This is a genomic window from Streptomyces sp. SID10853, from assembly GCF_010548145.1.
In the GTDB taxonomy this organism is placed as follows: domain Bacteria; phylum Actinomycetota; class Actinomycetes; order Streptomycetales; family Streptomycetaceae; genus Streptomyces.
Window position 1 is genome coordinate 22,683 of record NZ_JAAGLN010000063.1, and the last position, 9,587, is coordinate 32,269.

Annotated in this window: 9 protein-coding genes and 1 pseudogene; 2 read left to right on the plus strand and 8 right to left on the minus strand. The window is 67.5% G+C overall.

From position 1 onward, the window contains the following. Positions 1–55: 55 nt before the first annotated feature. Entirely contained in the window at positions 56–1,606 is a 1,551-nt protein-coding gene (locus G3I19_RS15070) for an MDR family MFS transporter (RefSeq protein ID WP_343235107.1), read from the minus strand. Positions 1,607–1,738: 132 nt separating this feature from the next. Here G3I19_RS15070 and G3I19_RS15075 point away from each other — a divergent pair, with 132 nt between their 5' ends. Then, positions 1,739–2,311 (plus strand): TetR/AcrR family transcriptional regulator, encoded by a 573-nt coding sequence (locus G3I19_RS15075; protein WP_164264096.1) that lies wholly within the window; start codon positions 1,739–1,741, stop codon positions 2,309–2,311. 28 nt (positions 2,312–2,339) lie between these two features. Here G3I19_RS15075 and G3I19_RS15080 read toward each other — a convergent pair whose 3' ends face one another. Both G3I19_RS15080 and G3I19_RS15085 read right to left on the minus strand, forming a co-directional pair. Next, a complete protein-coding gene (locus G3I19_RS15080) occupies positions 2,340–3,032 on the minus strand; it encodes a M23 family metallopeptidase (RefSeq protein ID WP_164264097.1) in 693 nt (230 codons plus the stop codon). Between the two features lie 721 nt (positions 3,033–3,753). Continuing rightward, positions 3,754–6,279, minus strand: a complete 2,526-nt coding sequence (locus G3I19_RS15085; RefSeq protein ID WP_164264107.1) for an ATP-dependent Clp protease ATP-binding subunit — start codon at positions 6,277–6,279, stop codon at positions 3,754–3,756. Between the two features lie 429 nt (positions 6,280–6,708). On the opposite strand from G3I19_RS15085, the gene G3I19_RS15090 reads away from it, so the two are divergent. Next, positions 6,709–7,380, plus strand: coding sequence for an SCO3374 family protein (locus tag G3I19_RS15090; RefSeq protein WP_164264098.1), 672 nt, complete (start codon positions 6,709–6,711; stop codon positions 7,378–7,380). On the opposite strand, the gene G3I19_RS15095 is transcribed toward G3I19_RS15090, so the two are convergent. The 5 genes and pseudogenes from G3I19_RS15095 to G3I19_RS15115 all read right to left on the minus strand — a co-directional run. Beyond that, complete coding sequence (locus tag G3I19_RS15095; RefSeq protein ID WP_164264099.1) at positions 7,359–7,694, minus strand: Lsr2 family protein; 336 nt, start codon at positions 7,692–7,694, stop codon at positions 7,359–7,361. The genes G3I19_RS15090 and G3I19_RS15095 overlap by 22 nt on opposite strands. 145 nt (positions 7,695–7,839) lie before the next feature. Then, positions 7,840–8,361: an amino-acid N-acetyltransferase gene (locus G3I19_RS15100; RefSeq protein ID WP_164264100.1), complete on the minus strand. Its 522-nt coding sequence runs from the start codon at positions 8,359–8,361 to the stop codon at positions 7,840–7,842. A gap of 10 nt (positions 8,362–8,371) precedes the next feature. Continuing rightward, entirely contained in the window at positions 8,372–8,770 is a 399-nt protein-coding gene (locus tag G3I19_RS15105) for a BlaI/MecI/CopY family transcriptional regulator (RefSeq protein ID WP_164264101.1), read from the minus strand. A 239-nt stretch (positions 8,771–9,009) separates the two neighbouring features. Then, on the minus strand, positions 9,010–9,189 hold the full coding sequence (locus tag G3I19_RS15110) for a hypothetical protein (RefSeq protein ID WP_164264102.1): 180 nt from the start codon (positions 9,187–9,189) through the stop codon (positions 9,010–9,012). A gap of 211 nt (positions 9,190–9,400) precedes the next feature. Next, positions 9,401–9,587, minus strand: a pseudogene (locus G3I19_RS15115) (hypothetical protein); the annotation flags it as partial.

Here is a 9,587-nt window from a genome sequence, read left to right on the forward strand (position 1 = left end):
CGCGCGATGCGTCCGGGGCCCACTCGTGTCCGTACTGCGGGAGTCGGGGTGGGGCCTACGGCTCCTGCACCGGTGCGGGGGTCTCCGGCCCGCCGCGCAGCGCCACTTCCTTGACGAAGACGGCGGCGACGATCACCGCGAGTCCGGCGAAGGCTCCCAGCAGGAATCCGCCGTGGGTGCCCGCCGCGACGGCGTACTGGTACGCGTCCCTGGCCTTCTCCGGCAGCTTCGCCAGGCTCGCCGCGTCCAGCTGCGCCGAGGGGAGCGAGGCGCCCTTGCCCACCCGTGCGGCCATCTCGTCCTGCACCTTGTTGGTGAAGAGCGCGCCCATGATGGAGACGCCGAAGGAGGAGCCGAGCGTACGGAAGAGGGTGGTCGACGACGAGGCGACGCCCATGTCCTTCATCTCCACGCTGTTCTGTGCGACCAGCATGGTGATCTGCATCAGGAAGCCCATGCCGGCGCCGACCACAGCCATGTAGACACCGGTCGTCAGCCGTGTGGTGTGGACGTCCATCGTGGACAGCAGGTACAGCCCGACGACCATCAGGGCGCCGCCCGCGATCGGGAACACCTTGTACTTGCCGGTGTTGGTGGTGACCCGGCCCGCGACGAGCGAGACGGCCATCATCGCCAGCAGCATCGGCATCAGCAGCAGACCGGAGTTGGTCGCCGACGCGCCCTGCACCGACTGCTGGAACAGAGGCAGGAAGAGCATCGCGCCGAACATCACGAAGCCGGTCAGGAAGCCGATGATCGACATCAGCGAGAAGTTCCGGTTGCGGAAGATGTGCAGCGGCACGATCGGCTCGGCGGCCTTGGTCTCCCAGAAGACGAAGCCGATCAGCGCGGCGACGCCGATGAAGATCAGCTCCATGATGATGGCCGAGCCCCAGGCGTACTGCGAGCCGCCCCAGGTGGTGACCAGCACGATCGACACGATGCCGATGGTCAGCAGCGCGGTCCCGAGATAGTCGATCCGGCCCCGCGACCGCTTCTTCGGCAGGTGCAGCACGGCCGTGACCATGGCGAGTGCGACCGCGCCCAGCGGGAGGTTGATGTAGAAGGTCCAGCGCCAGCCGAGGTGGTCCGTGATGGCGCCGCCGACGAGCGGTCCGCCGATCATCGCGACGGCCATGACGCCCGCCATCATGCCCTGGTACTTGCCGCGCTCACGGGGCGGAATCAGGTCGCCGATGATCGCCATGACGCCGACCATCAGACCGCCGGCGCCGAGGCCCTGGATCGCGCGGAAGCCGATGAGCTGGCTCATGTCCTGCGCCATGCCGCTCGCCGCGGAGCCGACCAGGAAGATCACGATGGAGGAGAGGAAGGCGCCCTTGCGCCCGTACATGTCGCCGACCTTGCCCCAGATGGGCGTGGACGCCGCCGTCGCCAGCGTGTACGCGGTCACCACCCAGGACAGATGTGCCAGCCCGCCGAGCTCGCCGACGATGGTCGGCATCGCGGTGTTCACGATCATGTTGTCGAGCATCGCGAGCAGCATCGCGATCATCAGCGCGAACAGCACCACCCGCACGCTGCGCGGCTGACGGCCGGCTTTGCCGCCCGCTTCCGGTCTCGTCAGTTCTGCGGTCTCCGACACGTACCCCACCACTCCCCATGAGCCTGCCGGGCCTGATTTCGATACTTACTTGCCGCCCGGCTAGTTGATTACACTGGGAGAAGGTAGCCTCGGTACTAGCCGGGCGTCAAGTAAGTATCGCGGGAGAGCACCATGAGCAGCAGAGGCAACACCCGTCAGCGGATCCAGGATGTCGCGCTGGAGCTCTTCGTCGAGCAGGGGTACGAGAAGACGTCACTCCGGGAGATCGCCGAGAAGCTCGACGTCACCAAGGCGGCTCTCTACTACCACTTCAAGACCAAGGAAGACATCCTCATCAGCCTCTTCCACGATCTGGCGGAACCCATCGACGAGGTCATCGCATGGGGGCAGAGCCGGCCCCGCAGCCTGGAGACGAAGAAGGAGGTCCTGCGCCGCTACAGCGAGGCACTCAGCGGCGTGGCCCCTCTGTTCCGCTTCATGCAGGAGAACCAGGGGACGGTGCGGGAGCTGAGCGTCGGCGAGAACTTCAAGGACCGGATGCTGCTTCTGCTCGACCTGGTGAGAGCACCCGACGCGTCACTGACCGACCAGGTCCGCTGCTTCACCGCGCTGTTCACCATGCACGCCGGTTCGTTCGCGCTCAGAGACGCCGAAGGCGACCCCGAGGAGAAGCGCAAGGCTGTCCTCGAAGTCGCCATCGAGCTCATGACCCAGGCCCATCTGGATGCGGGCGTGGAGCGTTAACCGTCCTGTGCCGGCCGGTGCTGACCGGTCAGAACTTGACGCCGTGGGCCTTCAGGAACGGCATCGGGTTGAAGCCCGAGCCGTAGTTCGGGCCCGTGCGGACCTCGAAGTGCAGGTGCGGGCCGGTCACATTGCCCGTCGCACCGGACTTGGCGATGACCTGACCGGTCTTGACGGTCTGGCCGATGTGGACGTCGATCTGCGACAGGTGCGCGTACTGCGTGTACGTGTTGTCGCTGTGCTTGATCTCGATCGCGTTGCCGTACGCCGGGCCGTCGCCGCCGCCGTTGGGGCCGGCCTTCACGACGGTGCCGCCGTGCGCGGCCATGACCGAGGTGCCGGTCGGCACGACGAAGTCCTGGCCCGAGTGCTTGTGGGACCACATGTGGCCGGCCTCGCCGAAGGGCTCACCGATCACGGGGTGCGCGACGGGCGCGACCCACGCGTTGGCGGCCTTCTTCGCCTGGGCGGCCTTGGCGGCCTTCGTCTCCTTGGCCGTCTTGGCGGTGTGCTCCGCGGCCTTGGACTGGGCGCTGGCCTGGTGGGCGAGCGCGGTCGCGACATTCGAGGTCCCCGCGGCCGCGGTGGCCGGGTGTGCGTCGGCAGCGACCGCGACCCCGGCTCCCAGCGCGACCGACACTCCGAGCCCGGCGGCTACGACCGCAGCGCGGGTGCGAAGCGGGGACCGGCGGGACACGAGGGACGTGGTGTGCTTCTGCATACGTGAGATCTCCGTACATCAGTGGACCCAACCGTTCAGGTCGGGCGGACCACTCATTGGTAACCCACTCCGCGAAGCACCCAAAACGCCCATCTACGACATCGCGTCGTAGGGGAAGCGCAGGGAAAGTCCCTCCGGATCGCGAGGGGATACCGGCACCCGGCGCGGGGGATCGATCCGGTTACGGGTGTTTAGGCCCAGTTCGCCCGGGCAGGGATCGGCCTCGCACAGGCAGGGCCTCCCGGGGGCCGAAAGTCCCGGGCCCCCCGGTCCGGAAGGCCCGGCGGCCGTCTGCGGCTCATCCCCTATTCCGGCTAGTAGGCCAAAACACTCCTGTGGCGCTTGTCACCGGCGAGGGACCAACGCCTGTCCGTTTCGGGACCTTCGGCGACCGGCAGACACTGCGGAAGCGGCTCGGGCGAGGGCTGAGAAGCGGGCGCTGTAGCGGCGAACCAGCGGGCGCGGGAGCGGCGAACCAGCGGGCGCGGGAGCGGACGCGGCGAACCAGCGGGCCCGGAAGGGCGCGGGGGCCGGAAGGGCACGGACGCAGACCTGGCACCGACGCAGACGCGGGCACGGACGCGGACGCGGGCACGGGACGGGCAGGCGGAGGTGGCCGGCGGCTCACGGCGCGGCACAGCACAGCACACAGAGCGGCCCCGGAACCGATGACCGGTTCCGGGGCCGCTCTGGTGGTGCTGGGCCGCTCAACGCATCAGCGTCAGACGTCCTTCGTCATGTTCGGGCCGGAGCCACCGGCCGCCTGCTCGATCGGCGGGGCGTCGGGCAGAGCCGACTTCTCCTCGCCGCGGAAGGTGAACTTCTTCTCCTCACCCTCGCCCTCGACACCGACGACCACGATGTGACCGGGGCGCAGCTCACCGAAGAGGATCTTCTCGGAGAGGATGTCCTCGATCTCGCGCTGGATCGTGCGCCGCAGCGGACGCGCGCCCATCACCGGGTCGTAACCGTGCTTGGCGAGCAGCGACTTGGCGTCCGGGCTGAGCTCAAGACCCATGTCACGGTCGCGCAGCCGCTCGTCGACCTTCTCGATCATGAGGTCGACGATCTGGATGATGTCTTCCTCGGTCAGCTGGTGGAAGACCACCGTGTCATCGACACGGTTCAGGAACTCGGGGCGGAAGTGCTGCTTCAGCTCCTCGTTGACCTTGGCCTTCATCCGGTCGTATCCGGTCTTGACGTCGCCCTGGGCCGCGAAGCCCAGGTTGAAGCCCTTGGAGATGTCCCGGGTCCCGAGGTTGGTCGTCATGATGATGACCGTGTTCTTGAAGTCCACCACCCGGCCCTGGGAGTCGGTCAGACGGCCGTCTTCCAGAATCTGGAGCAGGGAATTGAAGATATCGGGGTGGGCCTTCTCGACCTCGTCGAAGAGAACGACCGAGAACGGCTTCCTGCGCACCTTCTCGGTGAGCTGGCCGCCCTCTTCGTAACCCACGTATCCGGGGGGAGAACCGAAGAGACGGGAAACCGTGTGCTTCTCGCTGAACTCCGACATGTCGAGGGAGATCAGTGCGTCCTCGTCGCCGAAGAGGAATTCGGCGAGCGTCTTGGAGAGCTCGGTCTTACCGACACCGGACGGGCCGGCGAAGATGAACGAGCCACCGGGGCGCTTCGGGTCCTTCAGACCCGCTCGCGTACGGCGGATCGCCTGCGACAGGGCCTTGATGGCGTCCTTCTGGCCGATGACGCGCTTGTGCAGCTCGTCCTCCATGCGGAGCAGCCGCGAGGACTCCTCCTCGGTGAGCTTGAAGACCGGGATACCGGTGGCCGTGGCCAGGACCTCGGCGATCAGCTCGCCGTCGACCTCGGCGACGACATCCATGTCGCCGGCCTTCCACTCCTTCTCCCGCTTGGTCTTCGCGGCCAGCAGCTGCTTCTCCTTGTCGCGGAGCGAAGCTGCCTTCTCGAAGTCCTGGGAGTCGATGGCCGACTCCTTGTCACGGCGGACGTTCGCGATCTTCTCGTCGAACTCGCGGAGGTCCGGCGGCGCGGTCATCCGGCGGATACGCATCCGGGAGCCGGCCTCGTCGATCAGGTCGATCGCCTTGTCCGGCAGGAAGCGGTCCGAGATGTACCGGTCGGCCAGGGTGGCGGCCTGCACCAGCGCCTCGTCCGTGATGGAGACCCGGTGGTGCGCCTCGTAGCGGTCCCGCAGGCCCTTGAGGATCTCGATGGTGTGCGGGAGCGAGGGCTCCGCCACCTGGATCGGCTGGAAGCGGCGCTCGAGGGCCGCGTCCTTCTCGAGGTGCTTGCGGTACTCGTCGAGCGTGGTGGCACCGATGGTCTGGAGCTCACCGCGGGCGAGCATCGGCTTCAGGATCGAAGCCGCGTCGATCGCGCCCTCGGCGGCGCCCGCACCCACCAGGGTGTGGAGCTCGTCGATGAACAGGATGATGTCGCCGCGGGTGCGGATCTCCTTGAGGACCTTCTTCAGCCGCTCCTCGAAGTCACCGCGGTAGCGGGAACCTGCGACGAGCGCACCGAGGTCGAGGGTGTAGAGGTGCTTGTCCTTGAGGGTCTCGGGCACCTCGCCCTTGACGATGGCCTGCGCCAGTCCTTCGACGACCGCCGTCTTTCCGACGCCGGGCTCGCCGATGAGAACCGGGTTGTTCTTGGTACGGCGCGACAGCACCTGCATGACCCGCTCGATCTCCTTCTCGCGCCCGATGACCGGGTCGAGCTTGGATTCGCGGGCAGCCTGGGTGAGGTTGCGGCCGAACTGGTCCAGGACGAGCGAGGTCGAGGGGGTGCCCTCGGCGGGGCCGCCCGCGGCGGCCGTCTCCTTGCCCTGGTAACCGGAGAGCAGCTGGATGACCTGCTGCCGCACCCGGTTCAGATCGGCGCCCAGCTTCACGAGGACCTGGGCTGCGACGCCCTCGCCCTCGCGGATCAGGCCGAGCAGGATGTGCTCCGTACCGATGTAGTTGTGGCCGAGCTGAAGAGCCTCCCGGAGCGACAGCTCCAGGACCTTCTTGGCACGAGGGGTGAAGGGGATGTGGCCGGACGGGGCCTGCTGCCCCTGACCGATGATCTCCTCCACCTGCTGGCGGACCGCCTCGAGCGAAATCCCGAGGCTCTCCAGGGCCTTAGCGGCGACACCCTCACCCTCATGGATAAGGCCCAGGAGAATGTGCTCGGTGCCGATGTAGTTGTGGTTGAGCATCCGGGCTTCTTCCTGAGCCAGGACGACAACCCGCCGCGCGCGGTCGGTGAACCTCTCGAACATCGTTAATCGCTCCTCAGAGCGGTCGGGCAGCGAGGGGTCGGTCCCCTCCCAGTCCTTCCGCATGCTAGTCCCGCAGGGCGGGACAGCTCATTCCAACTGCCGACACCCGTCCATGGCCTCCGGCCCGAACAGCCGACAACTGCTCCAACCCGATGGTGCGAGACGATGTTCCCGCAGGCCAGGCAGATACCCCTGTCTCCAGTACGCCGATGGCGAACGTGAGACCGCCTGAACCGCGTGTCGCCCCTCCCCACTAGGTATGTCTTACCCGCAGAGACTGACAGTCCATGCGGCGTGCGACGGTTCCCCTCAGCTACGGGCGAACATCCTCGCGCCCCCGGACACATCCGCACGCCTCTTGTTCATCAACGGAACGCAATCAAGCGGAAGCACTCCGTAACTCCCGCGCACCGTGGCAGTTGCTCAGTCATGGCCTTCACCGTTCCGTCCCCCCGCGAACCGGCCGACCGCGAACCGTCCGCCCGGACACGCAGCGGCACCGGAAGCGGCAGTTCCGACAGCACGCTCCGCTGGTACGAGTCCCGGCTGGGCTGGGCCGCGCTGGCCGGGCCGCCGGTACGGCTGCTGACGGGGGTGCGTTTCGACGTGATCGACCTGCCGTCCGACGCCGGGCTCGCGCTGCTGCGCAGGGCTCCCGGCACGGGCCCTGTGGCGCTGGAGGGCTCCCGGGTGCGGCTGCTGGTGGCGGCGGGCAGCGCCGACGAGCTGCCGGGGCTGCTCGACTGGCTGGAGTGGGGCGGGATCGCACTGGATCTGACCGCCGTCGGCGCGGGCGGCCTGATCGCCGCTCCCCGGCCGCCCGGCCCGCGAGGCGTACAGGCGGCTGCCCGCTGGCTGCGGCCGCCGGAGCCGGGGCGCGATGTGGAGCCATCCCTGCCCGTCTTCAGCCGGTTCGGGGAGGGGGGCAGCGCTCCCGACCTGGTACGGCTGGTGGACGCGGCGGCCGAGGAATGCCACCGGGCCCGGATGGTGCGTAGCGCCGCGGCTTTCCGGGGGGCGCCCCCCGGAGACCGGACTGCGGCTGCTGTCCGGGGTGCGAACCCCGGACCTTCCGGGAATCAGCCGTTGGCCTTCTCGTAAGCCTCACGGATGTCCGCGGGCACACGGCCGCGGTCATTCACGTTGTAGCCGTTCTCCTTGGCCCACTTGCGAATCTCGGCGGTGTCCTTGTTCCCGCCGACAGCGATACGGGCCTTGCCGCGGCCACTGGTGCCACGGCCACCGGTGCGCCGGCCGCCCTTGGCGTAAGGCTCCAGCAGTGTGCGGAGCTTGTCCGCGTTCGCGGTGGTGAGGTCGATCTCGTAAGTCTTGCCATCCAGAGCGAACGTCACGGTCTCGTCCGCCTCGCCGCCGTCGAGGTCATCGACAAGAAGGACCTGAACCTTCTGTGCCACCGGATTTCCTTTCATCGAAAAATTCAGTACGCGGAAAGGAAACCGCTTTTCCCTGGAAAACACAAACCCCCGGCAGAGGTTCAGGAGTGCAAGAACGCGGGAAACATGCGCGATTCGGACATAGGGTTCCGATGCGAAGTGACCGTCACAGGTGCAGAAGCATCCGGCTGTTGCCCAAGGTGTTCGGCTTCACCCGTTCGAGACCGAGGAACTCGGCGACTCCCTCGTCATAGGAACGCAGCAGCTCGCTGTAGACATCTCCGTCGACGGGAGTCTCACCGATCTCGGTGAAGCCGTGCTTCGCGAAGAAGTCGACTTCGAAGGTCAGGCAGAATACGCGCCGCACACCGATCCACCGTGCGGTCTGCAAGAGCTTGTCCAGGACCTGATGCCCCACTCCGGCGCCCTTGAACTCGCGGTCCACCGCGAGAGTGCGTACTTCGGCGAGGTCCTCCCACATCACATGGAGTGCGCCGCAGCCGACGACCCTCGCGTCGTCGTCGCGTTCCGCGACCCAGAACTCCTGGATGGACTCGTAAAGCGTCACCGTGGCTTTGTCGAGCAGGATCCGCTCACGCACGTACGCGTCCAGGAGTCCGCGCACCGCCGGCACATCGCTGGTCCTGGCTCTGCGGACGGTGAGGGCTTTTGCTCGCGTACCTGGCATGCACAAGACGTTATCGCCCTGCGTCTGTGTCCCGGTCATCGCGGTCGGCGTCACCCTGAACGATGCGCAAAGCATCACGGAGTGCATCGCGTTGCTCGGAGGACATCATGCCGAAGAAGGCGACAAGGGCGGCCGCCGAGTTGTCACTCGTCGACCAGGCTTCGTTCATCAGTGCGGCCGAGTAGGCGGCCCGGGTGGAGACCGCCGTATATCGATAGGCGCGGCCGTCCACTTCACGGCGCACCCAGCCCTTCTGATGGAGATTGTCCAATACGGTCATCACGGTGGTGTAGGCGATCGTCCGGTCGCGTTCGAGGTCTTCCAGAACTTCTCTGACAGTGACCGGACGGTTCCACTCCCAGACGCGTGACATGACGGCGTCTTCCAGCTCTCCCAATTGACGGGGCACATCTGCACCATAGTGCGAGATGTCACGAATAGCTGGTTATTAGCGCAGAAAACACAGAAAAGGGCGTACGGCGTGAAATGCCGTACGCCCCTCGGGCCCTGCCGCAGCACGCGGGCACTGCCACCGGACGGCGCGCTCGTCGGGTGACGCTGCCGTCGAGTGGCGCTGTCGTCGGGTGGCGCAGTCGTCGGGTGGCAGTGCTGCTGCCGGTTGGGGCCGACTGCCGGTCGGCGCCGCTGTCAGGTGGCGGTGCCACCCGTCGGCTGCACCGCGGCCTCGGCGCGGGCGAGCACCTCGTCCACGGCCGCGTCTTCCTTGGCCTTGTTCGGGCCGCCCTGGGTCTTCACGATCGTCCTCACGACGATCGTGAAGAACACGGCCATCACCACGGGGGGCACAAGCGCGGAAACGTAGTCCATACGGACAGAGTAGCTGGGGGTGTCCGGCACTTCCCCGCGGGTCGAGGAGCGGCGTCCGGTGCGTGTGATCGCAAGGCGCCGGAGAGCCCTCGATGGGGGTCCCCCCCCTGGCCTTCAGGGCCTCGGGGGAGGAGCTACTTGGGCTTTTCGGCAACGCCGCGAGCGGGCGTGCCGGACGCCGCGGCGCCGCGGGAAAGTGCCGGACACCCCCTCATCCGGTCATCGAGTGCTGAGCCGGGGGCGCCGCGGGCTTGCGGCGTGGCGGGAAGACCTCGGACGGCTTGGGGGCCGGGCGGGGCTTGACCGGCTCCTTGACCGGGACCGGGCGCTCGGGGCGCTTCGGCTGGTCCGGGTCGTTCGCCGCCCGGCCGCCGGGCAGTGCGAGCAGCCGGGTGCGG

Excerpts from the sequence above, each read along its gene's own strand:
- G3I19_RS15075 (WP_164264096.1), top strand. The coding sequence starts at position 1,739 with ATGAGCAGCAGAGGCAACACCCGTCAGCGGATCCAGGATGTCGCGCTG.
- G3I19_RS15080 (WP_164264097.1), bottom strand. The coding sequence starts at position 3,032 with ATGCAGAAGCACACCACGTCCCTCGTGTCCCGCCGGTCCCCGCTTCGC.
- G3I19_RS15085 (WP_164264107.1), bottom strand. The coding sequence starts at position 6,279 with ATGTTCGAGAGGTTCACCGACCGCGCGCGGCGGGTTGTCGTCCTGGCT.
- G3I19_RS15090 (WP_164264098.1), top strand. The coding sequence starts at position 6,709 with ATGGCCTTCACCGTTCCGTCCCCCCGCGAACCGGCCGACCGCGAACCG.
- G3I19_RS15100 (WP_164264100.1), bottom strand. The coding sequence starts at position 8,361 with ATGCCAGGTACGCGAGCAAAAGCCCTCACCGTCCGCAGAGCCAGGACC.
- G3I19_RS15110 (WP_164264102.1), bottom strand. The coding sequence starts at position 9,189 with ATGGACTACGTTTCCGCGCTTGTGCCCCCCGTGGTGATGGCCGTGTTC.